Raw genomic sequence first — 26,826 nt, forward strand, 5'->3', positions numbered from 1 at the left:
TGCCGCAATCGTGGACGACACTCGAAGGCAGAGTTTGCCTCGTAGGTACCCGAAGGAACGCGCGCCCTGATCGGCGCCGGCTTCGGATTTTGAAGTCAGGCAGCTGGTTCCCACGGGCACCGGCGCCTGAATTATTGTGCTTCCACCCTTTTCAGGGCGGCGGCCAAGAAGGAAGAAAAGGCCAGAAAGACCATGGAAAAGGTTCCAATGACCGTTGGCGGTCATGCGGCTCTCGAAGTGGAGCTGAAGCGTCTGACCTCGGAAGAGCGCCCGCGCATCATTGCGGCGATCTCGGAAGCACGCGCGCATGGCGACCTCTCCGAGAACGCCGAATATCACTCCGCCAAGGAAGCGCAGAGCCACAATGAGGGCCGCATCGCGGAGCTCGAGGACAAGCTTTCGCGCGCCGACATCATCGACGTGAGCAAGCTTTCGGGCGAGACGATCAAGTTCGGCGCGACGGTGAAGCTGGTCGACGAGGACACCGAGGAAGAGAAAACCTACCAGATCGTCGGCGATCTGGAGGCCGACGTCCGTTCGGGCCGCATCTCGATCTCCTCGCCGATCGCCCGCGCACTGATCGGCAAGACGGCGGGCGACACGGTCGCCGTCACCGCCCCCGGCGGCGAACGCTCCTACGAAGTCCTGGAAGTGGCATTCCGCTAGAGGCTGCCTGGATCAGCCCACCCGACGCCTCGCGCGAGCGCGTCGGGTGGGCTGATACACCTATCGCGATCGGATGCAGCCCGGATCGCTATATCGTCGAGCGCACGCGGATGCGCTTCCGGTAGTACCTAACGTCCTCGAAGCGGGTATGCTCGAACGGGTCGTCCAAGAGGTCGATGCGACTTATGCCCTGCACCACATCCGCATACCGCCCTTGATCCAGCCTTGTCTGGATCGCCTGCTTGAAAATGCGCCGCATCCGGGACCATTCCTCGAACATGTCGCGCGTTCGTTCGGGGCGCGCGTAGTTGTAGACAGCGTGACGGAACCGGTCGCAGACTGCGTGCCAGTGATAGGATCCGGCGCGGAAGGATGAGCGATCCTTCAGCCCGATGCGCTCGAATGCCTGATCGTAGAATTCGACATGCCGCCTCCCGAACGGGAACAGCTTTGCATCCCATGGCCGCCGTGGCCCAACATAGTGGACGATGGCAGGATCGATCAACGCTTCCAGCTCGAGCCGGAGCAGGAACGTCTGGAAGTTCCAGCGGGGCGATAGAAGGCTCCAGGCGCCCTTCAAGCTGAAATTGAGATAGTCCTGGTCGCCCGACATGCCGATGCCCGGCCCAGCATGGTTGCGCTTGAAGGCGGCGTAGCTTGCCAGCATCTCGCGATGATTAAGCGCGTTCCACCGTTCGACGTCGATGAGCAGCAGCCCGGAGTTGAAAGTCCGGCCGTCCTTGACCCCAAGCCGCTTCTTGTACTCGCCAACGTCAAACCGATGAAGGTCGGTGCCTTCGTCCATCATGCCCTCGCCGGCCGCCAGCGGCAGCCCCTGCATATCCAGCCCGAAAAGCGGCGAGACCGGGCCGAGCACGCCGACATCCGCGTCGAGATAGAGGGCACGGTCATATTCCCCGGCGAACATCATCGGCGCGAACAGGCGGGTGAAGGACATCCGCGCCCAGGCCGCGTCGGTGTTCTCCAGACCGGCCGGGACATGCCTGACCAAGTCGTTGGGGAGGATCCGAACCCCTTCCGGTATCCGATAGCTCGATGCGGCCTTTCCGTCGAGAATGATGACGACGTCGAAATTGCGTTCCGGCTCCCGCACCAAGGCACTGCTCACGGCGAGCGCGATGGGAAGGAAGCGGTCGTTGACGACAAAATAGACGACGTTCCGCATGGCGATCCCTTGGAAACGGGCTCCTGGCATGACCAGTTCGGCTCGAAAGCCGGGCCTATGCGTCCTGGAGAAGCTTCAACCTGGCGCTGAAGGCACTGCTCGGCTCGAAATGGAAAACACCCCGCGCGGGCGGGCCATCGGAAACGACATCCCATTCGAGGGTCGATGCAAGTTCCTCGATGAAGACGGCACTCGTTTCGATCGTCCAGTCGCCCCCCAGGCAACGGTGCTTGTCCATGCCGAAGGGCGCATACGTGTCCATGGAGTGCTTTTCACCCAGGAAGCGCTCGGGATCGAATGTGGACGGCGCCGCGAACTTGATGGGGTCGCGATGCCCCTCCCAGACACAGATGCGCACGCGTGTATCCCTGGGGAGGAAAAAGCCATCGAAAACTATGTCGCGTGTCGTCGCCCGGTGAATGAACTCGCTCTGCTCCATGCGCAGGGATTCCTGCGCGACGGATCGAGCGAAGGCCCGGCGCTCTGGCCCAGGTGCGGCTGCCCTCACTCTCGCGAGGATGGAAGGGTCCCGCGACAGCATGTTCATGATCCAGAACCAAAGGCCGTGAAGGTCGTAGCGCGACGCTTCCGTCATCTGGATCAGATTGCCGAGGACGGTTTCATCAGGATCTCCCTTGGACAAGGCGACACCGAGCAGACTGTCCGGGGTAGCCCCCTTTTCGATGACCTGACCGACCAAGGCACGCAGACGCCTGTAGGCTGCCCTGTGCTTGTCCTTGGCGACGAGAAAGATGCCGTTGGGGGCATAGTCGTCATAGGCTTTTGCCAAGGGCTCATATAGCGGATCATCCCGCTTGACGCCGAGGATCAGCCGAAGCTGCATTTCCGTGGTCGCCTTCTTGAACGCTCGCGTGATTGTTGCGGCGGAGAGCGGACCTTCCATCTGCGCGAGTTGGACCAGCACCTTCCGCACGACACGCCGCAGGAAAGCATCGTGATCCGCAAGATCGAGGCCCTTGAATACGTCGATGAAGATGCGACGGTATTTGCGATGCGTTTCGCCTTCCAGCGCTCGCAGAAATCCGAACGGGAACAAGTCGCTGAGATCCGTCGTGGCAGCTTTGGTCTTGCCCTCGTTCTCGGTCAGAAACTTTCGTCCGATCTCGTGACCGACGATGCAGGTGGTGAACTTGCCGCCCCACCAGACCTTGAAGATTGGCCCAAGCCGACGCGACTCCTCAAGGAGCAGGAACTGGTTAGCGAGGGCAGTGCTCGACAAGATGTGCAGACGCCCGGGAGGAAGCGGCTTGCCCTTCAGCGCAGCACGAAATCCATGCTGAAGGGTCACACGCCGGAGATGCAGCGATTTCCCGAAGCGCTTTAATCTGATCAAGCTATTGTCGAGCACATCCAAACTCCCACGGCATAAAAATAATTTCCCTTCCTGGCTGCGCCTGCATGCCCAAATCCCGACAAGAGCGCCTTGATGCGAGGCCACTCGTTCCACAAAGAATAAGGAAGGACACAGACCCACATCAGGGCATTTCCTAATGTGATGGTTCCCGCATAGATTCCGCTAGCCACCTTCCAGCACGATCATCCGGCCTTCGAACCGCGCCCATGCAGCAAAGCGAGCCCAAATGAAATCCGTCGTCATCAGCCTTGCCAGAATGACGGAGAGACGATCGCTGATCGCGAGGCAATTTGAAGCAATGGGTCTTGGCTTTGATTTCCTCGACGCCGTCGACGCCAGTCAAAACGAGCACATCCGGCTGTCGCGCTATGACGAAGGTGCTGCCATGGCGCGATACGGCGCGCCGCTCACCGCAGCTGAAATTGGATGCTTCGCCAGCCACTATTCCGCCTGGCAACTCTGCATTGAACGCGACGAGTCGCTTGCCATCTTCGAGGATGACGTCCTGCTCGGCTCGCGCTTCCCACAGGTTCTCGCCCTCGCCGCCTCGCGCATCGATCAGCATCGACTCATACGGCTCTTCGGCAAGCACAACCGCAGGACACGGCATCTCGAAACGCTCAGCGCCGGCTACACACTTGTTCGCTTCCAGCAGGGCCCCATAGGAACGCAGAGCTATTGCGTGTCCCCTGACGGGGCGCGTGCCCTCCTGTCGAAGGCGACCCTCTGGAACGAACCCGTCGACCACTATCTCGACCGGTTCTGGCTGCACCGCGTCGCGAGCAAGGCGATCGTCCCGTACGAGCTCGAGGAAATGAGCCGCGACATCCTTGTCGGTGCGATTGGAGCACGATCGCACCGCCGAACCGGCATGGCGAAATTCCGGCGCGAACTCAGCCGCCAAACCGATGTGATGGCGCGCCTGATCTACAACATTCGCCACTGGCCGCACTGACCCTCGTTTTTCAAACATCATCGGAACGGACAGACCGCGAACGCTGTTCAAGTGAGCTCCATGACCCGCGCTTCACCTACCGGTGCGGCGATCAGGTGCGCGAGGCGGTCCTGGTTTTCGCGGACATAGGTTGGAAACGTGTGATCCACGATGCGATGGTGCAATCGGCGGCTGCCCATCTCGCTTATCGAGATTCCCGCAGAAAGCAGGCGCTGCAGCCGGTCCGAGATCAGGTAGTCCTCCGGCACAGTGTCATGCGCCGCATAGGACTTCAGCTTGCGCCGGATCGCCTCGATGCCACCGAGATAAGAAAAGTGCCATCCGGCGTTCCGAACGACCCGCCGTCGCACTGGGCGCCCCATTTGGAACGATGCCTTGATCGCCCGCATGACGTCTCTCCGCCATACGGGAGACGGCCCATACACCTTTCGCAGTCGCTCCATCGTCTTCAGATCCTCACGCCGGATCGCGCGGGGGCCGCTCCGCAGCCAGAACTCATCGATCTCCAGATTGAGAAAGTAGTTGAACATCCGCAGTTCGAAACAGATCACCTCACCAGACCGGGGCGGCTGCTGGAGAAGGGCGATCATGGCGTCGGCGGAGACGATTTCATCGAGATCAGATAGAAGGACGACATCGTCAGACGCCGAATCGCGCAGTCCGCCTTCCAGAGCATCGCATTGTCGCCGACGGCGATCCCAACCATCCCCATTCAACCCAGCCGTGTCGACGACGATGTAGTCGATCTTGCTCTCGAAAGCCCGGAATCGAGCCCGTTCGCGCTCAAAATACAAAGGTTTCTTCTGGCCTGAAAAAGTGGTCGTCGCCTCGGCAATAACAAAACGGTGCACGAAGGGCGCCATTTCATTCAGACGGATTTCCAGTAAATCAAGCTCGTTGAACAATAGAAAGCAGTCGAAAATTCGCGGCATTGCGCACCCCTAGGACCAATCCTTTCCCAAAAAGGCGCCATTATTCCGCCTGCCTGACGACAAGCGGATATGCACATCCCTTTTCTGCCCCGCTCTCCGGCCTCAACGTAACCGCTGCGCACCGAACCAGAGATGTCAGACATTATAATTTTAACTCAGAACGACGCTAGGGAAGGCGCAGGGTAATTCCCGAAAGTCACGCGTTCTTCGCCCTATTTACGAACTATAGTGACTTTTTAGTCTCAATAGAGAACTCTATGCGCGCGCAGGACAGATGCTTCAACCGCAAGATGCGATAGTCCAGAGCGCGCGGCACGGCCATGGACCGAGAAGACTGGCTTCGCGGGAAAAGCTCGACTACGCAATCGCCTGCACTCCCGGACTCGGGAATGCCGACGCACGATTGAACAGCGACGGGAATACTCGACATGCACTCTGGCAAGACAGCAACCAAGCTGTCCGCGACCATCATCACCAAGAACGAGGCGCGGGACCTGCCGGCTTGTCTTGCCTCGCTGGCGTTCTGCGACGAGATCGTCGTCGTCGACAGCGGGTCGACGGACGCCACGGTGGCGATCGCTGAAGCACATGGATGCCGGGTCCTCATCCGCACCGACTGGATCGGCTTCGGCGCCCAGAAGCAGCGGGCCCTCGATGCCGCGACGGGCGACTGGGTGCTGTCGATCGACGCCGACGAGACCATTCCGCCGGCGCTCGCCGCGGAAATCCGCGCCGCCATCGAAACCGGCGCGAATGCCGGCTATCGTATCAACCGCCTCAATATCTTTCTTGGCAAGCCGCTTCGCCATGGCGGCTGGTATCCCGACTATCACGTACGCGTCGTCCGGCGCGATCTCGCGCGCTTCACCCCGGATATCGTGCACGAATCCCTGATCGTGGAAGGCAAGGTCGGCGACCTTCGCCACGACATGCCGCATCAGACTTACCGCGATATCGACGAACTGCTGGACAAGCAGCGCCGCTATGCGATTTCGGGCGGCGAGCAACGTCGGAGCCGTCACAAGGGCGGCGTCTTCCGAGCCGCCCGGCGCGCGACGCGAACCTTCCTGAAGCTCTACATCCTCAAGCGCGGCTTCCTGGACGGCCGCGAGGGCTTCCTCGCCGCTGCTGCCAACACCCAGGAAATCTTCTGGCGCTATGTCTCGGCCGGGTGGACGGCGCCTGAAGCGGATAGCGCCGCCGAGCCGAAGAGCGTGTCCCCTACTCGATCGGAACCAGAGGCTCGTCCTTGATGCGGCGGATGGTGAGGGTGGTGCGGACGCTGGCGACATTGGCCGCGGCCGTCAGCTCCTCGACGAAAGCCTGGAACGACTTCAGCGTCGGCGCGACGCATTTCAGGATGAAATCCGCCTCGCCCGACAGCATGTAGCACTCGCGCACGATCGACCAGTCCCGGACGCGGGCGCCGAAGGCGGTCAGATCCGCTTCCGCCTGACTCGAAAGGCCGATCATCGCGAAGGCCGTGACGTCGTAGCCCAGCGCCCCTTCATCGACCAGGGCGCGATAGCCCTCGATGATGCCCGCCTCCTCCAGCGCGCGCATGCGGCGCAGGCAGGGAGGCGCGGAGATGCCGGCGCGGCGGGCCAGCTCGACATTGGTGATGCGACCGTCAGCCTGAAGCTCCTTCAGGATCTTCCAGTCGATCGCGTCTAAACGGGCTTTCACACGGGCCTCACGGCTAAAGAGCCTCTAACGGGAAAGAAAGCCGGGGATGCCGGTCGGCAATCGGATATTCGAGTCTGGCCCAATTGCCATGATTCGGAAACAATTGATCGCGAGAACGCACAGGATCGCATAGCTTGCATGTTTGCATGCGTTCCACTCAACCCTCCAGAGCCGCGGCCTTCAAAAGGGCGCGCCTCGTCATTATGTCTGGCCCATCATGCAGCACGCAAAGCTCATCATCGTCGGATCCGGCCCTGCCGGCTACACCGCCGCCATCTATGCAGCCCGCGCCATGCTGGAACCGATGCTGATCGCCGGCGTCCAGCCCGGCGGCCAGCTCACCATCACCACCGATGTCGAGAACTATCCGGGCTTCGCCGACGTCATCCAGGGTCCCTGGCTGATGGAGCAGATGCGCGCCCAGGCCGAGCATGTCGGCACCAAGATGGTCTCCGACCATATTGTCGAGGCCGACCTGTCGCAGCGCCCCTTCATCCTCAAGGGTGATTCCGGCGAGATCTACGCCGCCGACACGCTGGTGATCGCCACCGGCGCGCAGGCGAAGTGGCTCGGCATCGACAGCGAGCAGAAATTCAAGGGCTTTGGCGTTTCCGCCTGCGCCACCTGCGACGGCTTCTTCTATCGCGACAAGGAGGTCGTGGTGGTCGGCGGCGGCAACACCGCCGTCGAGGAAGCGCTCTATCTGGCGCATATCGCCAAGAAGGTGACGCTGATCCATCGCCGCGACCATTTCCGCGCCGAGCGGATTCTGCAGAACCGCTTGTTCGGGCTCGATAATGTCGAGGTCATCTGGGACACGGTCGTCGACGAGGTGCTCGGCAAGACCGGCTTCCCGCCTTCGGTGACCGGCGTCCGGCTGCGCAATGTCGTGACCGGCGAGGTCAGCGAGCGCGAGACCCATGGCGTCTTCGTCGCCATCGGCCACGCGCCGGCCGTCGAGATCGTCCGCGGCCAGCTCGCCCTCAAGCCGTCGGGCTATATCTGGACGGCGCCCGATTCGACCGCGACCAGCATTCCCGGCGTGTTTGCCGCCGGCGACGTGACGGACGAGACCTTCCGCCAGGCCGTGACCGCGGCGGGACAGGGCTGCATGGCGGCGCTCGAGGCCGAGCGCTGGCTGGCCATTAATCCGGTTGTGAACGAGACCGCAGCCGCCGCGGAATAAATGCAATAGTAGGGCTGGTGCTGCGGAGGGGGCTGTCCAACCATGGACTGGGATAAACTGAGAATCTTTCATGCCGCCGCGCAGGCCGGCTCCTTCACCCATGCCGGCGAGGCGCTAGGGATGAGCCAGTCCGCCGTCAGCCGCCAGGTCGGTGCGCTGGAGCAGGATCTCGGTGTCCCCCTCTTCCACCGCCATGCGCGCGGGCTGATCCTGTCGGAACAGGGCGAACTGCTCTACCGCACGTCGCAGGACGTGATGCAGAAGCTCGAAGGCGTAAAGATCCGCCTGACCGACTCGCGCGAGAAGCCGACGGGTACGCTGCGCATCACCACCACGGTGGCGCTCGGCTCGACCTGGCTAACGCAGCGCCTCAACGAATTCGTCGATCTGCATCCCGACCTGAACCTTCACCTGATCCTCGACGATCAGGAGTTGGATCTCACCATGCGCCAGGCCGATGTCGCCATCCGCCTGCGCCAGCCGGTGCAGCCCGACCTGATCCAGCGGCGCCTGTTCACGGCGCATTATCACGTCTACGCCTCGGAAGATTACGTCGCCCGCTTCGGCAAGCCCGAGACGCTGGACGACCTCGAAGGCCACCGCATCGTCACCTTCGGCGTGCCGGTGCCGCCCAATATCCGCGACGTGAACTGGCTGGAGATCGCCGGCCGCTCCTCCGACAACCCGCGCGAGCCGGTGGTCCGGATCAACAACATCTATGCGATCAAGGCGGCCGTCGAGCGCGGCACGGGAATAGCCATCCTGCCTGACTACATGATCGAGGAAGGCTCCTCGCTGGTGAAGCTGATGCCCGAGGCGCAGGTGCCGAGCTTCCCGACCTATTTCTGCTATCCGTCCGAGCTGAAGAATTCGGCACGCGTCACGGCTTTCCGCGATTTCATGCTGGCCAGCGCGCAGAACTGGCAGTTCTGAGCGCATCGCCCCGAATCCGGGCACGGTTTGATGACAATTCCGGGACAAAGTCGCCGGGTATTTTTATTGTATTTTTGAGGCTGCCGATTTTAGGGCGAAGTGGAGAAATTTTTTCCACCGCGCCCGAATCTTCCCCGAGCTTTGGCGGGCCAATCGACGCAAGACGAACGGATCGTTGCGTCATATCAAAATTGCATAGCTGAGATGCACCGCTGCTGGTTGATTAGGCATCCTGATCAATCCATATACGGGACAGTTGATGCGTTGGGCCCCTTGCTCCCTCCTCCCTGCGAAGGGTTCGACCTCAGCTGTTCCCCTCTGGAAGGTGTTTGCTGCGCATTTCCCTGCCGCAGCAACAAAGACTTAGCCGGGCCTCGCAAGAGTGCCCGGCCTTTTCTTTTCTAAGCCAGCTTTTTGCCACGGGCGGGACGCGCCTGCCCACAGCTTTGCCTAATCCGCAGGCATGCTCACATATAGAGCGGCTCGCTCTCCATGCCCTTGTAGAGCCCGGCCACGAATTCCCCATAGCCGTTGAACAGCTTCGTCGGCACGCGCTCATTGGTGCCGATCACAGTCTCGGAAGCCTGGCTCCAGCGCGGGTGCGGCACGTCGGGATTCACATTGGCCCAGAAGCCGTATTCCGAGGATTGCAGCTGCTGCCAGAAGTTCACCGGCTGCTCCTCGACGAAGCTCACCTTGACGATCGACTTGATCGATTTGAAGCCGTACTTCCAGGGGATATGCAGGCGGATCGGTGCGCCCATCTGCTTCAGCAGCGGCTTGCCGTAGACGCCGGTCACCATGAAGGCCAGTTCGTTCGTCGCTTCCGCCATGGTCAGGCCCTCGACATAGGGCCAGGGATAGAAGGGCTGGTTCTGCCCGGGCGCCATGGCCGGATCCAGGAAGGTCTCCATCCGGATGTATTTCGCGCCCGACAACGGCTTGGCGAAGGCGACCAGGTCAGCGAGCGGGAAGCCGGTCCAAGGCACCGTCATCGACCAGGCCTCGACGCAGCGATGGCGATAGAGGCGCTCCTCCAGCTTCATGGCCTTGAGGAGATCGTCGATGTCGACCGTCTTCTCCTTTTCCACCATGCCCCCGAACTGGATCGTCCAGGGGCGGATCTTCAGCGCCTGCGCTGCGTCGGCCAGCTGCTTGTCGGTGCTGTACTCATAGAAATTGTTGTAGTTGGCGTTGATCGTCTCCGGCGTCACCGGGCGCTCGATCGTGTAGCGCGGATTGCGCTTGGCCGGATAAAGCCCGGCGCTCGGATCGGTTTCTGCGGCGCGGGCGATGCCCGGCAGCGCCATGGAACCTGCCGCCAGTCCCACCGCACCCATGCCGGCCGCAGCCAGGATCTCGCGGCGATTGAGAAAGACCGATTCGGGGGTCGCCCGGCTCTCGGGAATCTCCCAGCCGCGCTTGCGACGAATAAGCATCGTTCTCTCCAGATTTCAGGATTGGCCCCGCCGGGCAACAACTAGGAACTTCGTCCCAAAGGTCAAATCACTTTGGCGTTGGTGGCAGCCGCCGCGGCAGATCGCGAAGCAACCCGGCAACCGTTGTCTTCCCTTGCCAACGTGCCCCTCGCAGACTAGGTTCCGCGCCGCACAAATCCTTCCGTTTTTCCATCTTCGGAGCCCCAAATGGCCTTCCTCGCCGATAGCCTCGCCCGCATCAAGCCGTCCGCGACCATCGCGGTCACGAACAAGGCGCGCGAGTTGAAAGCGGCCGGTCGCGACGTCATCGGGCTCGGCGCGGGCGAACCCGATTTCGATACGCCGGAGAACATCAAGGAAGCCGCCATCCAGGCGATCCGCGAGGGCAAGACCAAGTACACCGCCGTCGACGGCATTCCCGAGCTGAAGGCGGCGATCTCCGCCAAGTTCAAGCGCGAGAACAACCTGACCTATGCCCCGAACCAGATCACGGTCGGCACGGGCGGCAAGCAGGTGCTCTACAACGCGCTGATGGCGACGCTGAACCCCGGCGACGAGGTCATCATCCCAGCGCCCTACTGGGTCTCCTACCCGGAGATCGTGGCGCTTGGCGGCGGCACGCCGGTCGAGATCGTCGGACCGCAGTCGCAGGGCTTCAAGATCGGCCCGGACGCGCTCGAAGCCGCGATCACGCCGAAGACCAAGTGGCTGATCCTGAACTCGCCGTCCAACCCGACCGGCGCCGGCTACACGCGGGCCGAGCTCAAGGCGCTCGCCGACGTGCTGCTCAAGCATCCTCAGGTCTGGATCATGACCGACGACATGTATGAGCATCTCGTCTTCGACGGTTTCGAGTTCGCGACCATCGCCGAGGTCGAGCCCAGGCTCTATGACCGCACGCTGACCGTAAACGGCGTCTCCAAGGCCTATGCCATGACCGGCTGGCGCATCGGCTATGCCGGCGGCCCGGTAGAGCTGATCAAGGCCATCGGCACGATCCAGTCGCAGTCGACCTCGAACCCGTCGTCGATTTCGCAATGGGCCGCCGTCGAGGCGCTGAACGGTCCGCAGGACTACATCCCGAAGAACGCCGAGATCTTCAAGAAGCGCCGCGACCTCGTGGTCTCGATGCTGAACCAGGCCAACGGCATCGTCTGCCCGAACCCGGAAGGCGCGTTCTACGTGTTCCCGTCCTGCGCCGGCACGCTCGGCAAGACCACTGCCGGCGGCAAGCTGCTGAAGACCGACGAGGACTTCGTCACGGCGCTGCTGGAAGAGGAAGGCGTCGCGGTCGTCCAGGGCTCGGCCTTTGGCCTGGCGCCCTATTTCCGCATCTCCTACGCCACCTCGACCGAGGCGCTGGAAGAGGCCTGCACGCGCATCCAGCGCTTCTGCGGCAATCTCCGCTAGGGCGTTCGCGCCAAGCGGGGGAGCCGGGCGAGCGGTCCTCGCCCACCCTTGCACTCTACCTCCGGATCGCGCCCTCGGCGCGGTCCGCGGCGGCCGGATCCGGCCTGGCGGCTTGGCGGCTTGGCCCAATATCCCGCAAGACATGGCCCCGGCTTGGCCCTATCCTCCGGTCAATGCTGGCGACAAGGCTCGGAATCATCCGATCGGGGGAGACTATCGGAATGCTTGATCTGCGCGTCCATCACGTCTCGATCGTCGTCACCGACCTCGAACGCTCGGTTGCCTTCTATCAAAGGGCGTTCGGGCTGGAGCGGCTGGCTCGCCCGCCCTTCAAGACGGAAGGCGCGTGGCTCGTCTGCCACGGCATCCAGATCCACCTGATCCTGTATCCGCAGGGCACGTTCCGCGCGGCGGCCACGATCGACAACAACGACGCGCATTTCTCGTTTCACACCCGCGATTTCTACGGGATCCTTGACCATCTGGTCGCGGAAGGCTTTCGCGAGGACGCCGAGGAAGGCGACCCGATGCGCCTCTTCGTCATTCGCGAGGGGCTGGCCGGGTTCCCGCAGCTCTATATGATGGACCCGGACCGGAACATCGTGGAGATCAACGGTGCGCCGTAGCCCTGCCCTTCGGTCGCCCCAGCTGGTCAGCGGTCACTCCATAGGCATCCGGCCATGACGGGCAATCATTTCGCCCTCTTCTTCTCGTTCCTGCATATCTGCCTGGCCTCATCGGTGACGGTGCATGCGCTGCTGACCCGGCTCAATCCGCAGTCGACCATCGCGTGGATCGGCGTCGCCTGGCTGTCGCCCTATATCGGGCCGCTGCTTTACTTCCTGCTGGGCGTCAACCGCGTCCGCCGCAAGGCGATCAAGCTGTCCGATCCGGGCGCCGACGTCGATCCGCCGGAATCCCGCTTTGCGCTGAAATCGACCGATATCGCCCAGGGCGAGGACGAGCACCTCGAGCCGCTCGCCAAGTTCGGCCTGCGCATCACCGGCCGCACCCTGCTGTCCGGCAACGCGATCACCCCGCTGGTGGATGGCCACAAAGCCTATCCCGAGATGATCCGCGCCATCGACGCGGCGACCACCAGCGTCGGCATTTCCGGCTACATCTTCCATGACGACCAGGGCGGTGCGCCGATCATCGACTCGCTGATCGCAGCGCACGGCCGCGGCGTCGCGGTGCGCGTGCTGCTGGACGGCATTGGCGGCGGCTATCTGAGCAACCCGGCCTATAACCGGCTTCTGGCGGCCGGCGTCCCCGTTGCCCGTTTCCTGCACGAAGTCGCGCCCTGGAAGATGTCGTTCATCAACCTTCGCAACCACAAGAAGGTGATGGTGACGGACGGCCGCCACGGCTTCACCGGCGGCATGAACATCAGCGCCGGCAATCTCTACCAGCAGATCGAGATCCCGGAAGGGCACGCCGTCCAGGACGTCCATTTCCGCATCGAGGGTCCCGTGGTCTCGCACCTGCAGGAAACCTTCGTCGAGGACTGGGCCTTCACGACCGACGAACTGCTGGCAGGCCCGGCCTGGTTCCCCGAGATTGGCGCCAGTGGCACGATCCCGGCGCGCGGCATCGCCAGCGGTCCGGACGAAGACAATGAAAAGCTGATGTGGACGATGGCGGCGGCGATCGCGCGCGCCGAGCGCCGCATCCGCATCGTGACGCCCTATTTCCTGCCGGATGACCGCATCAACTCCCAGCTGGTGCTCGCGTCGCTGCGTGGCGTTTCGGTCGAGATCCTGCTGCCGGAAAAATCCGACCAGTTCTATATGGACTGGGCTATGGACGCCTCGCTGGCGCCGCTCATCCGCGCGGGCTGCCAGATCGCCCGCGCCGCACCGCCCTTCGACCATTCCAAGCTGATGACGGTCGACGGCGCCTGGGTGCTCTTCGGCAGCGCCAATTGGGACGCGCGCAGCCTGCGGCTCAATTTCGAGTTCAATGTCGAATCCTACGACACCGACTTCGCCGCCAAGATCGACCAGTTGATCGACACCAAGCAGGCAAAAGGGCGCACCATCACCGTCCAGGAATTGCGCCAGCGCGAGCTTCCGGTCCGGCTGCGCGATGCGGCGACCCGGCTGCTTACGCCCTATCTCTAGAGCCAGCCGCGCCGCTTGAAATAGAGGAACGGCACCAGCGCCGACACCACCATGATCCCGAGCGCCAGCGGATAACCGAAGCCCCAGCCCAGTTCCGGCATGTCCTTGAAGTTCATGCCGTAAATGGTGCCGATCAGCGTCGGCGGCATCAGGATGGTGGAGGCTACCGTCAGCACGCTCACCACCTGGTTCTGCTGGTTGGCGACGAGACCTAACGTCGCATCGAGCAGGAAGGTGATCTTGTTGAGCACGAAGTTGACATGGTCCTCGAGCGACCGCACGTCGCGCAGGGCCAGCTTGAGCCGCGTGCCATTGCCGTTCTTCAGCGCCTGATCCGGCAGCATGGCGGCGGCGTATTGCGCCAGCCGCTCCAGCGAGGAAAGGCTCTCGCGCGCCTTGGAGGCCAGGTCGCCCTGCATGCCGATCGCGCCGATCAGAATGGACAGGCGCTTGGAGCGGATTCGCTCGCTGGCCTTGCGGGTAAAGATCTCGCTGTTGATCCGGTCGACGGCCTGGGCGATGTGCTCCAGCACGTCGGCCGTGCGGGCGATGAACGCTTCGAGCAGGCCATTGAAGATACCGGTCGGCGTGCCGCAGCCGCCGTCCGGCTTCGGCGCCACGGACAGAAACTGGCGGAATGCCCTGGTATCCTCATAGCGCAGCGTGACGATCTTCGACTTGCCGACGCCGAAGGTGAACGGGGTCAGCACCGGATGGCCGGCATCGAGGCCGGCGATGACGCTCGCCGTCATGAACACGACGCCGTTCTCGACATAGAAGCGGCTGGAGAATTCGATCTCCTGCGTCTCTTCCCGCGTCGGCACCAGCGCGCCGAGAAAGGCTTCCGCCGCATGCTCCTCTTCGGGAGTCGGCGCAAAAAGGTCGAGCCAAGCGGCAGGCGCCCCGGCTGCCGTCGCCTCGGGGGAAAGGGGCCCCAGGCCGGCGTCGGAAATCGCGTAGGCAGTCAGCATGCAGGGCTCCAGTGCGTTAACCGAACGACAAGACTTGTACGCCTTGTCCCTTGCGCCGCCAGCAAACGTTTGTCATGACGGACCCAAGTCGTATGTCGATGGGATCGAACTCGCGCAAGACCCGTTGTAAGGCCGAGCCTCGGCCGTCCCCCCAGGTTCGCTAGATCCTCCATCGGGCGAACCACGTAATGCCGGCAAAGGCAACGATGCCGGTGCCTAACACGAAAGGAACAATTCATTATGTCGAAGTTTGTTTCCCTTAAGCTGATTGCAACCGCTGCTGCCCTGACCCTGGCCGGCCTCGGCGCCGCCAAGGCTGCCGATATCTCGACCGCTCCGGTCTACGAAGACGGCCGCAACGGCGTCCGCATCGGCACGCTGGGCTGCGACATCAATTCGGGCCTCGGCTATATCATTGGTTCGGCTAAGGAAGTTGCCTGCACCTTCCGTCCCAACCGTGGCGCTCCGGAACAGTATATCGGCAACATCAAGAAGCTCGGCGTCGACCTCGGCTGGACCAGCCAGGGCAAGCTGATCTGGGCCGTGTTCGCGCCGACCGCCGGCTATCACCGCGGTTCGCTGGGCGGCCTCTATCTCGGCGCGACGGCGGAAGCCACCGTTGTCGGCGGCGTCGGCGCCAACGTCCTGTTCGGCGGCACGCGCGGCTCGATCGCCCTGCAGCCGATCAGCGTGACCGGCCAGGTCGGCCTCAACGTCGCCGCTGGCGGCGCCGCGCTGCTGCTCGACCCGGTCAACTAAGACAGGCTAGCCGGTCGCGATCCCGAAGAGTTGAAGCTCCCGGGATCGACGATCCGTCCCTTTTGGCCGTCGAAACAATCCGCATCCGCAAGGATGGAAAGGCCCGCGCCCCGGCGCGGGCCTTTTTCGTTTTCGGGACCTCCGCGCCGAATGCCTTGCCACATCCGGTATTCCCTGAGACGATCCCGAGGCGGGCCGGGATACTGGCGCCGGTCCACGCGTCCAAGACATGAGAATGCCACAAGAACATTTCATGAACGGAGGAAGCGATGACGGACAGGAACGGAGGTGGAGTCGGCAGAAGCGCCGGCCCCAAGGCGATCGCGCTGATCGGACCGTTCGGCAGCGGCAAGACCACGCTGATGGAAGCCATCCTGGCTCGAACCGGCGCCATCCATCGGCAGGGCCTGGTGGGCGACGGCACGGCGGTCGGCGATGCCGGCTCGGAAGCCCGGGCCCATGCCATGAGCGTCGAGCTCAACGTCGCCGAAACCAGTTTCATGGGCGAGCGCATCAGCCTGCTCGATTGCCCCGGCTCCGTCGAATTCGCGCATGAGGCGGAGGCGGTGCTGGCCGCGGTCGACTGCGCCATCGTCGTCGCCGAGCCCGACGAGAAGAAGGTCGGCGCGCTGCAGCTGATCCTGCGACGGCTCGAGGCGCTCGGAATCCCACGCATCCTCTTCCTGAACAAGATCGACAAGAGCGAGAAGGGCGTTCGCGAGACGCTGGACCTGCTGCAACCGGCCAGCGGCGTGCCGCTGCTGCTGCGCCATATCCCGATCCGCCAGCATGATGTCGTCACCGGCTTCGTCGACCTGGCGCTGGAGCGCGCCTTCATCTACCGCGAATATGCACCAAGCGAACTGATCGACATGACCGACGAGGTTCGCGTCAACGAGGCGCGCGAACGCTATGCGATGCTGGAAAAGCTCGCCGACTATGACGACTCCCTGATGGAGGAGTTGCTCGAGGACGTCGAACCCTCCCGCGAGCATGTGTTGACCGACCTCGTCGCCGACATGCGCGCCGGGCTGGTCTGCCCCGTCTTGATCGGCTCCGCGTTGCACGGCCATGGCGTGGGCCGCCTGCTGAAGGCGATCCGGCACGAAGCGCCCGACGTCGCGGCGACAGCCAAGCGTCTCGGCCTCGACGATGGCCCGGAGACGGTCGTCCAGGTGCTCAAGACGGTGCACACTGGCCATGCCGGCAAGCTGTCCATCGCCCGCGTGATGCGGGGAACGATCCAGGACGGCGCCGAACTGGTCGGCCCGGACGGGCCGGTCGGCAGGGTTTCCGGGCTGCTGCGGGTCATCGGCCAGCAGGTAGCCAAGCGGGATCCCGCCGGCGCCGGCGAGGTGGTCGGGCTTGGCAAGCTCGACGGCGCCGCGACCGGCATGACGCTCGCCACGGGCAAGCAGCCGCCGGCGCAACTCGCGCCGCTCGCCACGCCCGAGCCGGTAATCGCGCTGGCGGTCAGCCCGGCCGAGCGCAAGGACGAAACGAAACTGTCGGCCGCCCTTCAGCGCCTCTCCGAGGAGAGCCCTGCCCTGGTGGTGTCGCAGGACGAAGAGACAAGCGAGATCCACCTCGCCGGCCAGGGCGAGATGCATCTCAGGGTTGCGCTGGAGCGTCTCGCCGCGCGCTACGGCCTCAAGGTCGAGACGCGGCCACCCTCGATCCCCTATCGCGAGACCATCCGCACCCAGGCGACCGTCCGTGGCCGCCACAAGAAGCAGTCCGGCGGGCACGGCCAGTTCGGCGATTGCGTGCTGGAGATCCGGCCGCAGCGGCGCGGCAACGGCTTCCTGTTCGAGGACGCCATCACCGGTGGCGTGGTGCCGCGAAACTACATCCCGGCCATCGAGGCGGGCGTGCAGGACGTCCTGAAACGCGGCCCGCTCGGCTTTCCGGTCGTCGACGTCGCCGTCAAGCTGACGGACGGCTCCTATCACAGCGTCGACTCGTCCGATCAGGCCTTCCGCACGGCGGCGCAGATCGGCATGCGAGAGGCGCTGGAGGCCTGCAGCCCGGTGCTCCTTGAGCCCGTGCTGCATGTTTCGGTCACCGTGCCGTCCGAAGCGAGTTCGCGGGTCAACATGATGGTGACGCAGCGGCGCGGCCAGTTGCTCGGCTTCGATGCCAAGGCCGGCTGGCCCGGCTGGGACGTGGTGGAGGCCGAAATCCCGGAATCGGAGATGCGCGGGCTGATCGTCGAACTGCGTTCGGCCACCGCCGGCGTCGGCACCTATTCCAGCCGCTTCGACCATCTGGCCGAGCTGACCGGCCGCCTGGCGGATCAGGTTGCAGACAAGAAGGGAACCCGCGCCGCCTAAGTTGGGCGCCCCTATCGGACCGGAGAGCTGCGTCGCTCTCCGGTTTCCGTTGCGCCTCCGCCCCTTTTTGCGCTGCATGGGTCCAATTTTCCGGACCATCTTCGCTCTTCCTCAATGAATTGCTGCGATTGGAGGGCCGCAGAACCCACAACCATGGCGCGAACCGTGCAGCGTTTTCTTTTCCCCGTGATCTCGTTCGCCTCGGGTGCCCTCGTCTATGGGATTGGGGCGACGATCGGCCTGTGGCTGATGCTGGTCGCAAGCAACGAAGCGGCGTTCTGGCCCGCCAACGGCATAACGGTCATCCTGGTCCTCGCGCTTGGGGCCCGGCAACTGCCGTGGGTAGCGATGGGCGGCCTGGCAGCCGGCGTCGTCATCCAGACCGTCCTGGGCACAGGGCCGATGGGCATCGCCATCGCGGCATCAGACATGGTCGAGGTGGTGGTCGTCGTCATCCTTGCGCGTCGGCTAAACCTGCTCGCATCGGGACTGGAAAGTGTCGCCAGCGTCGCCGCGCTCATCGCCATCCTGTCGCTGGCCACCCTGCTGAGCGCGATCGGCGCCGCGGCGACCCTGGTTTGGTTCGAGGGCGTCGTCTTTTCCGACAGCCTCGCCACGCTTTGGCGCCTCAACGCTGCCAGCGCGCTGATCATCCTCGCTCCCCATTTCGCCATGGGCAAAATGGGCTGGGTCGGAACATTCCGGAGCGCGCTCCGCTCCGGCAGCACGGTGCGAATTCTCGAATATCTCGCCATTGTCGGCATCATCGCCGCGTCGATCGTGGTCATGCGCCACGCCAACGTGTCGATGGTCAGCTTCTTCACCGTGCCGCTGCTCTGGTGCGCCATCCGCTTCGGACCCCCGGCGACCGCGATCACCAGTTCGCTGCTGTCGCTCGGGATCGTCCAGCTGGTGATCATCGGCGAGTGGCCGAACACGGCGATCAGCCGATCCCTCGCCTGGCAATTGCAGCGCACCGAACTGGCCCTGAGCTTCATCACCATCCCGCCGCTGTTCGTCGCCGCCGCCCTGGCGGGGCTCTACGCCATGACGCGAGCCCTGAAGGAGAGCCAGGAGCGCTTGCGCTATGCGCTAGCCGGCTCGGGCGAAGGCGTGTGGGACTGGTGCATCGGCGATAACAGCGCCTATTTCAGCGACGGCTGGTACGCGATCCTCGGTTATGAGCGCGACGAACTGGAAGCGACGGCCGACACCTGGGACCAGTTGCGCCATCCCGACGATGCGCTGGAAAGCAAGCGGCGCATCCGCGATCACCTGGAAGGGCGGACGCCGCGCTACAGCATAGAGCAGCGCCTGCGCCACAAGGACGGCCGCTGGATCTGGGTGCTCGACCGGGGCAGCGTCGTCGAGCGCGACGCCAAAGGCCGCCCCTATCGCGCCGTCGGCACGATACAGGACATCACGCGCCGGCGCGCCCGCCAGGAGGAACTGGACCGTCGCGCCCATCACGACTCGCTCACCGGCCTGTCGAACCGGGCCGCCCTCGGCGAAAGTTTCCGGCGCTGGAACGAGCAGGCGCGCAGCTTCTGCTTCGTGCTGATCGATCTCGACCACTTCAAGCCGATCAACGACCGGTTCGGCCATCAGTTCGGCGACCACGCCCTGCTCGCCATCGCCGACCGCATTCGCGCCTGCCTCGGCAAGAACGACATTGCCGCGCGCATTGGCGGCGACGAATTCGCGCTGCTGATCCAGGCCCCGCCCGCCGAGGTCGAGCAGACGGCCCGGCTGCTGATCGAACGCATCTGCGAACCAATCGGCTTCGCGGATTCCGTCGTCACCACCGGCGCCAGCATCGGCATCGCCGCGGTGGCGAATGGCGGACCGGATTTCGCAGACGCCTATCGGCTCGCCGATATCGCGCTCTATGACGCCAAGGCCAGCGGTGGCGGCGCCTACCGGGTCGCGGAGGCTTCGCCCGCCGGCGAAAACAAAACATCCGCGTGGGACAAGACTGTCTTAGACCTCATGGCGGCTGCCGGTGAACAGCCAGCCGACCAGCCCGCCCGCGATCGCGAAGACGCCACAGACGAGCGCCACGGCTGAAAAGCCCGAGATCGTGGCCTGCGCCCAAAGCGCCCGCACCGCCGCCGGATCGGTCCCTTCGACCGCGCCCATAGTGCCGCCGAATCCCGCTTCGCGCACCAACCGCGCCGCGTCGTCGGAAGCGCCCAAGAGTACGCCGTCGAAGCCATAGGTGACGGCGATGCCGAGGCTGGCCACGGCGATCAGGCCGGCGACCCGCGACACAGCATTGTTGATGCCGGAGGCCGCGCCGCGCCGCGCTTCCGGCGCCGCGTTCATCACCGCCGTCGAGAGCGGCGCGACGGTGATGCCCATGCCCAGCCCCATCAGCATCATGGTCGGCACCATCGCCGTCCAGAACGCCCCATTGCCGACCGCCGGCGACAGTAATAGGAAGCTGATACCGGTCAGGATCGGCCCGACCGTGAGGCAGGGCCGCACGCCGATCCGGTCGGAAAGCCCGCCCCCGAAGCGCGACAGCAGCCCCATGACGATCACGAAGGGCAGAAAGACCGAACCGGCCAGGGCGGCGGGATAGTGATGCGCCTGGATCAGCGCCGTCGGCAGGAAGAACAACGCGCCGGCCAGCGCGAAATAGAGCAGCAGGGTCAGCACATTGACGCCCGAGAACATCCGGTTGGCGAACAGACCGAGCGGCATCATCGGCGCGGGCGTGATCGCTTCCCAGATCACGAAAACGACCAGCACCGCCGCTCCGGCCAATGACAAGGCGACTGCCAGGTCGAACCGGATGCCGGTCGAGGCGCCCAGATCCGTCAGCCCATAGGCGAGCACGCCGAGACCCACCACGGCGAAGGCGCCGCCGATCCAGTCCATCCGCACCGCGACCGTACGCGCATCGGCGGGAACCTTGGATCGGCAAAGCAACCAAGCCCCGATCGCGATCGGCACGTTCATCAGGAACAGGGCCCGCCAGGAACCGAGATCGACCAGCGCGCCACCGATGATGGGGCCGATCGCCGGCGCGATCGACGAGGCGGCCGCCCAGGTTCCGATCGCCCGCCCCCGGATCTCAGGCGGGTAGTGCGCGGAGATCAGCGCCAGCGAGCCCGGCACCATGAGGGCTCCGCCGACGCCCTGGATGGTACGGGCGATGATCAGGCTTTCAGGCGACCAGGCGAAGCCGCAGGCCGCCGAGGCGAGCCCGAACAGGGCGATGCCCAGCATGAAGACCCGGCGCAGGCCATAGGCATCGCCCGCGGCGCCGCCGAGCAGGGTGAAGGCGGCGAGCGTCAGCGTGTAGGCGTTGGAGGTCCATTGCGCCTCGCCAAAGCTGGCGCCGAGATTGGCCCGGATCGCCGGCAGGCCGACCGTGATGATCGAGCCGTCCATGAAGGCCATGCCGGAGGCCAGAATGGTGGCGGCAAGCACATAGCGCCGTCGGCTCGTCTCGCCTGACGGAGAAAATTCTACGCCCGCTTCGGTCACGCTCGTCTCCACCGCCATCGCTGCGCGGAATGTAGCCGAGAATCCTGTCTGGCGCGCCGGGGATGGCATGCGGCCGACAGGAATCTACACCCGCTCCCTTGCGGCATGCCGACAGCGCCCTAGGCTGAACCTTGGGGGCGCCCGCAACCCAAGATGATCGAGGTGCGCCATGCGGCTTTCGCCAGTGCTGATCGCAGGCCTGCTGATGATTACAGGCATGCCGTCCACTCGTGCCCAGGAGATCCCCGTCGATCTCGAACTGATCCTGGCCGTCGACGTCTCCCGCTCCATGGATGCCGATGAGCAGGATCTGCAGCGCCAGGGCTACGTCAATGCGCTGCGCCATCCCGAGGTTCTCGCCGCGATCCAGTCGGGGCCGATGGGACGCATCGCGCTCGCCTATTTCGAGTGGTCCGGGATCAACTCCCAGACGATCATCGTGCCCTGGAGCCTTATCGACGGGGCGGAAAGCGCCGACGCGGTGGCATCCCGCATCGCGCCGGGCGAGGTGATCGGCCGCTATGGCACCTCGATCTCCGGCAGTCTCGCCTTCGCGGCCGCGCTGTTCGACAACAATGGCTATCGCGGCACCCGGCGCACGATCGACATCTCCGGCGACGGACCCAACAACATGGGACCTACCGTCCCCGGCATACGCGACCGGGTCGTGGCGCGCGGTATCACGATCAACGGGCTGGCCATCATGCTGAAGCCCCCGCATAGCGGGAGTTCGAGCGTGTTCGACATCGACAATCTCGACGCCTATTACCGGGATTGCGTGATGGGGGGAGAAGGCGCCTTCACCCTGGCGGTTTCCGATGTCGACCAGTTCGAGGTCGCCATCCGCCGCAAGCTGGTGACGGAAATCGCCGCGCGCCCGCTGCCAATCCTGCCCGTGGCCGATCGGATCGCCGGGCCGGAAACCGACTGCCTGACGGGCGAAGGCGGCGGCCGCACGGCGCCACGCTGACGGACAAGGTTGCGCGAAGGGCCCGGCTTCGCCAAGGTGCCGTGCATATCCCTTTCACGGCCAGGTGACCGATCCCGTGCGCATTCTGCTCTGCCTCTGCCTGCTTTTCCTCGCCGCGCTGCCGGCAACCGCCCAGACTGCCGACAAGGCCCGCATCGAGAGGCAGTTCCAGGCCTGGCTGGCGAGCACCGTGCGCGAAGACGCGGCCAAGCGCGGCATCTCGCGCCAGACGCTGGACACGGCGCTGAGCGGCCTGACGCTGGACTGGAGCTTGCCCGACCTCGCTCCGCCCGGCGTCCCGCGCAAGAAGGAAGAACCGCAGCGCCAGGCCGAGTTCTCCGGCCCCGCCCGGTATTTCAGCGAAGCGAAGGTGGCCGGTCTTGCCAATGGCGGACGCACGCTGATGGCGAAATGGTCCAAGACCCTGGCCAAGATCGAGAAGACCTATGGCGTGCCCGCCCCGATCGTCGTGGCGATCTGGGGCCGCGAATCCGGCTATGGCGCCGCCAAGATGCCCTACCCCGCCGTCCGGGCCCTGGCGACCGAAGCGTTCATGGGCGCGCGCAAGAAGAGCTTCTATCCCGAATTCCTCGCGGCGCTGCAGATCGTCGACGGCGACCACATCGGGCTGAACGAGATGCGCAGTTCCTGGGCCGGCGCGCTCGGCCAGCCGCAGTTCCTGCCATCCAAATATCTGACGCTCGCCGTCGATTTCGACGGCGACGGCAAGCGCGACATCTGGAATTCCGTGCCCGACAGCCTCGCCTCCATCGCCAACTACCTGCGCCAGAGCGGCTGGCAGCCCGGCGTCGGCTGGGGCGTCGAGGTCGAGGTTCCCGAAAACGTCTCCTGCAGCCTGGAAGGCCCGGAACAGGGCAAGCCGCTCTTGGCCTGGCAGGCGATGGGCGTGCGCCCCGTCGGCGGCGGCAAGCTCGCCGGCCGCACGCCGGACCGCATCGGCCATCTGCTGATGCCGGCCGGCCGGCATGGCCCCGCCTTCATCGTCTCGGGCAATTTCTACGTGCTGAAGAGCTACAACGAGTCCGATCTCTACGCGCTATTCATCGGCCATCTCGGCGATCGGCTGCGCGGTGCCGGCGCGATCGCCAATCCCTGGGGCGATGTCGGCGGCTTCACCCGCTCCGATGTCCGCGCCATGCAGGAAAGGCTGGAAAAGCGCGGCGTCGATGTCGGCACGGCGGATGGTCTCGTCGGCTTCAAGACGCGGATCGCCATCGGCGCGTGGGAAGAAGCGAATGGCCGCCACGCCACCTGCTTCCCCGATGCCGGCATGCTGCGCTCGATCCGCTGAGCCGGCTTCCGCCCTGGCCATCTGATGCAAAAACAGCGCGCCGCTGCGGAAGCGTATCGGCTGCCCTTACGAATCGGGCGGAAACGCGCTACGTTAACCATGTCATCAACAATCGAAAGGAGGTGGTCTAGTGTCTCATTGTCGTTCACCGCGTATGTCGGTTCCAATGGTCCGGATCTCTCTCTTTGCAGAGGTTTGCGCCGCGTGACCGGCTTTCCTCCGGCCTCGCGCCGGGTCGCGGTCTGACAATGGAAGGGTCGTCCGGAAGGGCGGCCCTTCTTCCTTTTCGAGTATCGAATGTCTGCTCCTACCGATAATTCCCCCCAAGCCTCCCGCCCGATCGAGATCTATGTCGATGCCGACGCCTGCCCGGTGAAGGCGGAGATCTACAAGGTCGCCGAGCGGCACCGCCTCAAGGTGCATGTCGTCGCCAACACGCCGATCAGCATCCCGCGCGAGCCCTGGATCGAGCGCGTCGTCGTGCCGAGCGGCCTGAACATCGCCGATGACTGGATCGCCGAGCGCGTCGGGCGGGGCGATATCGTCATCACGGCCGATATCCCGCTGGCGGACCGCTGCATCAAGGCCGGCGCCGACGTCATCGGCTCCAATGGCAGGCCGTTCACCGAGGCTTCGATCGGCAATGTGCTGGCAACGCGCAACCTGATGGAAGACCTGCGCTCGGCCGGGGCCGTCACCGGCGGCCCCAGGCCGTTCTCGCCGCGCGACCGGTCCGCCTTCCTCTCCGCGCTCGATCTCGCCATCGTCCGGCTGAAGCGGGCGGGCTTCGGCTAGAACGCGCATCCATCCCTGCAAACAACGCTGGCAGCCCAAAACACCACCCAAAGTGTGACCAAGATAACACTTGGGCGCACCCTCAACTGCTAGGTAACCATCGCTCGACTAGTGTCGTCTTGCGCGTGCTCGCGAAGCCCGCATAGTGAACGGCCGTTCCGACTAGACAAAGGCTTATTATGAAGATCTCGAAGCTCCGCCTGTCGGCCCTGGTTCTTTCCGTCGCGCTTGCGGCCGGTTTGGGACGGGCTGAAGCTGCAACCTGCGGCAAGGATCCCGCGCAGTTCGGCGCGTGGTTGCAGGATTTCAAGGCCGAGGCCGTTTCGTCGGGCATCTCGCGCAGCGTCGTCGACCAGGCGCTCGCCGGCGTCACCTACGATCCGCGCGTCATCAAGCTCGATCGTAACCAGAAGCATTTCGCCCAGCCCTTCGAGGTCTATGCCAAGCGCGTCGTCTCGCCGGGCCGCGTCGCCAAGGGCAAGCAGCTGATGCAGCGCTACGCCAGCACGCTCGCGGCGATCGAGAAGACCTATGGCGTCCCGGGCCCGATCCTGATCGCCATCTGGGGCATGGAGACCGATTTCGGCGCCGGCAGCGGCAACATGTCGACCTTCCGCTCGCTCGCCACGCTGGCCTTCGATTGCCGCCGCACCGATTTCTTCCAGGACCAGCTGATGGCCGCGCTGAAGATCGTCCAGCGTGGTGACCTGTCGCCGGCGCAGATGAAGGGCGCCTGGGCGGGTGAGCTGGGCCAGACCCAGTTCCTGCCGACCTCCTACATCCGCTTCGCCGTGGATTTCGACCGCAACGGCCATGCCGACCTGCGCAACAGCCCGATCGACGTGCTCGCCTCCACCGCCAATTACCTCAAGGGTTACGGCTGGCAGCGCGGCGGCAGCTGGGAAGAAGGCTCGCATAACTTCGCGGTACTGCGCGAATGGAACAAGGCCGGCGTCTATGCCAAGAGCGCCGCTCTGTTCGCCGACAAGCTGGTCGGCAAGCGCTAGGCGCAATCAGCCTCTTGCGATCGCCGCGGTTTCGACCGACAAACCGCGGCGATGTCCAACACACCCTCCCCCATGCCGCGCTCCGTGGCGATCATCGGCGCTGGCCCGTCCGGCCTGATCGCCGCCGAGACGCTCGCCAAGGCCGGTCTCGCCGTCACGGTGCATGACCGCATGCCCTCCATCGGCCGCAAATTGCTGATGGCCGGGCGTGGCGGTCTCAACCTGACCCATAGCGAGCCGCTAGCGAGCTTCCTCCCCCGCTATGGCGCCGCGTCGAGCCGGCTTGCGCCGCTGATCGAGGCGTTTCCCCCGGCCGAGCTGCGCGCCTGGGCCGAGGCACTGGGCGAAGCGACCTTCGTCGGCTCCAGCGGCCGCGTCTTCCCGACCTCGATGAAAGCCTCGCCGCTGCTGCGCGCCTGGCTGCGCCGGCTCGACGACCTTGGCATCCGTTTCCGTCTCCGCGACGAATGGCAGGGTTTCGACGCCGATCGCCAGCCGATCTTCCGCCATGCGGACGGCTCGACCGAAACGGTCATGGCCGATGCGACGCTGCTCGCCGTCGGCGGCGCCAGCTGGCCGCGCCTGGGCTCGAACGGCGCCTTTGCCGACAGGCTCTGGGAAAAGGGCGTCGACGTCACGCCGCTCCGGCCGGCCAATGTCGGCTTCCGGACAAGCTGGTCCGACCTGTTCAAGACGCGCTTCGCCGGCACGCCGCTCAAGGCGCTTGCGATCGGCTTCCAGGACATCACGCTGCGCGGCGAAGCGATGGTGACGGCGCATGGCCTTGAGGGCGGCCTCATCTACGCGCTGTCGGCGCCCTTGCGCGACGCGATCGCCCGCGACGGCCACGCGACGATCCATCTCGACCTCGCGCCGGGCCGCAGCGCGGCGGAACTTTCGGCGCGGATCGGAGCGCAGAAGCCGGGGCAGTCGCTGTCCAACCTGCTGCGCAAGGCGGCGCACCTGCCGCCGGTCGCCATCAACCTGATGCGCGAAGGAAATGGCCCTGCCTTGCCGCGCGACGCAGACGCGCTGGCCAGCCTGATCAAGGCCGTCCCGATCCGGCTCACCGGCACGGAAGGGCTCGAGCGCGCGATCTCTACCGCGGGCGGCGTTGCCTGGAACGGCATTGATGACGGCATGATGCTGAAGGCTTTGCCCGGCGTGTTCGTCGCGGGCGAGATGATCGACTGGGAGGCGCCGACCGGCGGCTATCTGCTGCAGGCAAGCTTCGCGACCGGCATCGCCGCCGCCAAGGGCATTCTGGCACGCCTGAACGCCGAGGCCTGAGGC

23 protein-coding genes are annotated in these 26,826 nt (G+C 64.6%); 16 read left to right on the top strand and 7 right to left on the bottom strand.

Translation table 11 applies throughout. The features are described 5' to 3' along the window. Positions 1–192 precede the first annotated feature (192 nt). Positions 193–666: a transcription elongation factor GreA gene (gene greA / locus ABIE08_RS09625; RefSeq protein WP_354550564.1), complete on the top strand. Its 474-nt coding sequence runs from the start codon at positions 193–195 to the stop codon at positions 664–666. An 88-nt stretch (positions 667–754) separates the two neighbouring features. Here the strand turns inward: greA and ABIE08_RS09630 are convergent, their stop codons facing one another. Beyond that, positions 755–1,852, bottom strand: a complete 1,098-nt coding sequence (locus ABIE08_RS09630; RefSeq protein WP_354550566.1) for a glycosyltransferase family 8 protein — start codon at positions 1,850–1,852, stop codon at positions 755–757. Positions 1,853–1,907: 55 nt separating this feature from the next. Continuing rightward, entirely contained in the window at positions 1,908–3,221 is a 1,314-nt protein-coding gene (locus ABIE08_RS09635; RefSeq protein WP_354550568.1) for a cytochrome P450, read from the bottom strand. 232 nt (positions 3,222–3,453) lie between these two features. Here ABIE08_RS09635 and ABIE08_RS09640 point away from each other — a divergent pair, with 232 nt between their 5' ends. Then, complete coding sequence (locus ABIE08_RS09640) at positions 3,454–4,182, top strand: glycosyltransferase family 25 protein (protein ID WP_354550569.1); 729 nt, start codon at positions 3,454–3,456, stop codon at positions 4,180–4,182. A 47-nt stretch (positions 4,183–4,229) separates the two neighbouring features. Here the strand turns inward: ABIE08_RS09640 and ABIE08_RS09645 are convergent, their stop codons facing one another. Continuing rightward, positions 4,230–5,114 (bottom strand): hypothetical protein, encoded by an 885-nt coding sequence (locus tag ABIE08_RS09645; RefSeq protein WP_354550571.1) that lies wholly within the window; start codon positions 5,112–5,114, stop codon positions 4,230–4,232. Positions 5,115–5,542: 428 nt separating this feature from the next. Between ABIE08_RS09645 and ABIE08_RS09650 the strand changes: the two genes are divergently transcribed. After that, entirely contained in the window at positions 5,543–6,367 is an 825-nt protein-coding gene (locus ABIE08_RS09650) for a glycosyltransferase family 2 protein (RefSeq protein ID WP_354550573.1), read from the top strand. On the opposite strand, the gene ABIE08_RS09655 is transcribed toward ABIE08_RS09650, so the two are convergent. After that, on the bottom strand, positions 6,336–6,800 hold the full coding sequence (locus ABIE08_RS09655; protein WP_354550575.1) for an Lrp/AsnC family transcriptional regulator: 465 nt from the start codon (positions 6,798–6,800) through the stop codon (positions 6,336–6,338). The genes ABIE08_RS09650 and ABIE08_RS09655 overlap by 32 nt on opposite strands. A 217-nt stretch (positions 6,801–7,017) precedes the next feature. Here ABIE08_RS09655 and trxB point away from each other — a divergent pair, with 217 nt between their 5' ends. Beyond that, positions 7,018–7,986 (top strand): thioredoxin-disulfide reductase, encoded by a 969-nt coding sequence (gene trxB / locus ABIE08_RS09660; protein ID WP_354550577.1) that lies wholly within the window; start codon positions 7,018–7,020, stop codon positions 7,984–7,986. A 42-nt stretch (positions 7,987–8,028) separates the two neighbouring features. Then, entirely contained in the window at positions 8,029–8,919 is an 891-nt protein-coding gene (locus tag ABIE08_RS09665) for a LysR family transcriptional regulator (RefSeq protein WP_354550578.1), read from the top strand. Between the two features lie 467 nt (positions 8,920–9,386). On the opposite strand, the gene msrP is transcribed toward ABIE08_RS09665, so the two are convergent. After that, positions 9,387–10,358, bottom strand: a complete 972-nt coding sequence (gene msrP, locus ABIE08_RS09670; RefSeq protein WP_354550580.1) for a protein-methionine-sulfoxide reductase catalytic subunit MsrP — start codon at positions 10,356–10,358, stop codon at positions 9,387–9,389. A 207-nt stretch (positions 10,359–10,565) separates the two neighbouring features. Here msrP and ABIE08_RS09675 point away from each other — a divergent pair, with 207 nt between their 5' ends. The 3 genes from ABIE08_RS09675 to ABIE08_RS09685 all read left to right on the top strand — a co-directional run bounded on the left by ABIE08_RS09675 (position 10,566) and on the right by ABIE08_RS09685 (position 13,891). After that, the gene (locus ABIE08_RS09675; protein WP_354550582.1) at positions 10,566–11,768 is read left to right on the top strand and encodes a pyridoxal phosphate-dependent aminotransferase; all 1,203 of its coding nucleotides are present in this window, start codon (positions 10,566–10,568) and stop codon (positions 11,766–11,768) included. A 221-nt stretch (positions 11,769–11,989) separates the two neighbouring features. Then, positions 11,990–12,394 (top strand): VOC family protein, encoded by a 405-nt coding sequence (locus tag ABIE08_RS09680; RefSeq protein WP_354550584.1) that lies wholly within the window; start codon positions 11,990–11,992, stop codon positions 12,392–12,394. A 54-nt stretch (positions 12,395–12,448) separates the two neighbouring features. Further along, positions 12,449–13,891, top strand: a complete 1,443-nt coding sequence (locus ABIE08_RS09685; RefSeq protein ID WP_354550586.1) for a phospholipase D-like domain-containing protein — start codon at positions 12,449–12,451, stop codon at positions 13,889–13,891. On the opposite strand, the gene ABIE08_RS09690 is transcribed toward ABIE08_RS09685, so the two are convergent. After that, positions 13,888–14,862: a magnesium transporter CorA family protein gene (locus ABIE08_RS09690; protein WP_354550588.1), complete on the bottom strand. Its 975-nt coding sequence runs from the start codon at positions 14,860–14,862 to the stop codon at positions 13,888–13,890. The two genes, ABIE08_RS09685 and ABIE08_RS09690, sit on opposite strands and share 4 nt — an antisense overlap. A 240-nt stretch (positions 14,863–15,102) precedes the next feature. Between ABIE08_RS09690 and ABIE08_RS09695 the strand changes: the two genes are divergently transcribed. The 3 genes from ABIE08_RS09695 to ABIE08_RS09705 all read left to right on the top strand — a co-directional run bounded on the left by ABIE08_RS09695 (position 15,103) and on the right by ABIE08_RS09705 (position 20,021). Further along, positions 15,103–15,621 (top strand): DUF992 domain-containing protein, encoded by a 519-nt coding sequence (locus ABIE08_RS09695; protein WP_354550590.1) that lies wholly within the window; start codon positions 15,103–15,105, stop codon positions 15,619–15,621. Positions 15,622–15,890: 269 nt separating this feature from the next. Beyond that, entirely contained in the window at positions 15,891–17,954 is a 2,064-nt protein-coding gene (locus tag ABIE08_RS09700; protein ID WP_354550592.1) for an elongation factor G, read from the top strand. A gap of 165 nt (positions 17,955–18,119) precedes the next feature. Then, positions 18,120–20,021, top strand: a complete 1,902-nt coding sequence (locus ABIE08_RS09705; protein ID WP_354550594.1) for a diguanylate cyclase domain-containing protein — start codon at positions 18,120–18,122, stop codon at positions 20,019–20,021. Here the strand turns inward: ABIE08_RS09705 and ABIE08_RS09710 are convergent. Next, positions 19,935–21,449, bottom strand: coding sequence for a DHA2 family efflux MFS transporter permease subunit (locus ABIE08_RS09710; RefSeq protein WP_354550596.1), 1,515 nt, complete (start codon positions 21,447–21,449; stop codon positions 19,935–19,937). The two genes, ABIE08_RS09705 and ABIE08_RS09710, sit on opposite strands and share 87 nt — an antisense overlap. A 169-nt stretch (positions 21,450–21,618) precedes the next feature. On the opposite strand from ABIE08_RS09710, the gene ABIE08_RS09715 reads away from it, so the two are divergent. The 5 genes from ABIE08_RS09715 to ABIE08_RS09735 all read left to right on the top strand — a co-directional run bounded on the left by ABIE08_RS09715 (position 21,619) and on the right by ABIE08_RS09735 (position 26,823). Next, the gene (locus tag ABIE08_RS09715) at positions 21,619–22,419 is read left to right on the top strand and encodes a DUF1194 domain-containing protein (RefSeq protein WP_354550598.1); all 801 of its coding nucleotides are present in this window, start codon (positions 21,619–21,621) and stop codon (positions 22,417–22,419) included. 76 nt (positions 22,420–22,495) lie between these two features. Then, entirely contained in the window at positions 22,496–23,731 is a 1,236-nt protein-coding gene (locus tag ABIE08_RS09720; RefSeq protein ID WP_354550599.1) for a lytic murein transglycosylase, read from the top strand. A gap of 297 nt (positions 23,732–24,028) precedes the next feature. Continuing rightward, positions 24,029–24,526, top strand: coding sequence for a YaiI/YqxD family protein (locus tag ABIE08_RS09725; protein WP_354550601.1), 498 nt, complete (start codon positions 24,029–24,031; stop codon positions 24,524–24,526). Between the two features lie 179 nt (positions 24,527–24,705). Next, positions 24,706–25,533, top strand: a complete 828-nt coding sequence (locus ABIE08_RS09730; RefSeq protein ID WP_354550603.1) for a lytic murein transglycosylase — start codon at positions 24,706–24,708, stop codon at positions 25,531–25,533. Between the two features lie 51 nt (positions 25,534–25,584). After that, a complete protein-coding gene (locus ABIE08_RS09735; RefSeq protein WP_354550605.1) occupies positions 25,585–26,823 on the top strand; it encodes an NAD(P)/FAD-dependent oxidoreductase in 1,239 nt (412 codons plus the stop codon). Positions 26,824–26,826: the final 3 nt, after the last annotated feature.

The organism is Kaistia defluvii (genome assembly GCF_040548815.1).
GTDB classification, from domain to species: domain Bacteria; phylum Pseudomonadota; class Alphaproteobacteria; order Rhizobiales; family Kaistiaceae; genus Kaistia; species Kaistia defluvii_A.

What these genes read in the sequence shown, in the direction of transcription:
- greA (WP_354550564.1), top strand. Translation starts at nt 193, where the DNA reads ATGGAAAAGGTTCCAATGACCGTTGGCGGTCATGCGGCTCTCGAAGTG.
- ABIE08_RS09630 (WP_354550566.1), bottom strand. Translation starts at nt 1,852, where the DNA reads ATGCGGAACGTCGTCTATTTTGTCGTCAACGACCGCTTCCTTCCCATC.
- ABIE08_RS09640 (WP_354550569.1), top strand. Translation starts at nt 3,454, where the DNA reads ATGAAATCCGTCGTCATCAGCCTTGCCAGAATGACGGAGAGACGATCG.
- ABIE08_RS09645 (WP_354550571.1), bottom strand. Translation starts at nt 5,114, where the DNA reads ATGCCGCGAATTTTCGACTGCTTTCTATTGTTCAACGAGCTTGATTTA.
- ABIE08_RS09650 (WP_354550573.1), top strand. Translation starts at nt 5,543, where the DNA reads ATGCACTCTGGCAAGACAGCAACCAAGCTGTCCGCGACCATCATCACC.
- trxB (WP_354550577.1), top strand. Translation starts at nt 7,018, where the DNA reads ATGCAGCACGCAAAGCTCATCATCGTCGGATCCGGCCCTGCCGGCTAC.
- ABIE08_RS09665 (WP_354550578.1), top strand. Translation starts at nt 8,029, where the DNA reads ATGGACTGGGATAAACTGAGAATCTTTCATGCCGCCGCGCAGGCCGGC.
- msrP (WP_354550580.1), bottom strand. Translation starts at nt 10,358, where the DNA reads ATGCTTATTCGTCGCAAGCGCGGCTGGGAGATTCCCGAGAGCCGGGCG.
- ABIE08_RS09675 (WP_354550582.1), top strand. Translation starts at nt 10,566, where the DNA reads ATGGCCTTCCTCGCCGATAGCCTCGCCCGCATCAAGCCGTCCGCGACC.
- ABIE08_RS09680 (WP_354550584.1), top strand. Translation starts at nt 11,990, where the DNA reads ATGCTTGATCTGCGCGTCCATCACGTCTCGATCGTCGTCACCGACCTC.
- ABIE08_RS09685 (WP_354550586.1), top strand. Translation starts at nt 12,449, where the DNA reads ATGACGGGCAATCATTTCGCCCTCTTCTTCTCGTTCCTGCATATCTGC.
- ABIE08_RS09690 (WP_354550588.1), bottom strand. Translation starts at nt 14,862, where the DNA reads ATGCTGACTGCCTACGCGATTTCCGACGCCGGCCTGGGGCCCCTTTCC.
- ABIE08_RS09695 (WP_354550590.1), top strand. Translation starts at nt 15,103, where the DNA reads ATGTCGAAGTTTGTTTCCCTTAAGCTGATTGCAACCGCTGCTGCCCTG.
- ABIE08_RS09700 (WP_354550592.1), top strand. Translation starts at nt 15,891, where the DNA reads ATGACGGACAGGAACGGAGGTGGAGTCGGCAGAAGCGCCGGCCCCAAG.
- ABIE08_RS09715 (WP_354550598.1), top strand. Translation starts at nt 21,619, where the DNA reads ATGCGGCTTTCGCCAGTGCTGATCGCAGGCCTGCTGATGATTACAGGC.
- ABIE08_RS09725 (WP_354550601.1), top strand. Translation starts at nt 24,029, where the DNA reads ATGTCTGCTCCTACCGATAATTCCCCCCAAGCCTCCCGCCCGATCGAG.
- ABIE08_RS09730 (WP_354550603.1), top strand. Translation starts at nt 24,706, where the DNA reads ATGAAGATCTCGAAGCTCCGCCTGTCGGCCCTGGTTCTTTCCGTCGCG.
- ABIE08_RS09735 (WP_354550605.1), top strand. Translation starts at nt 25,585, where the DNA reads ATGTCCAACACACCCTCCCCCATGCCGCGCTCCGTGGCGATCATCGGC.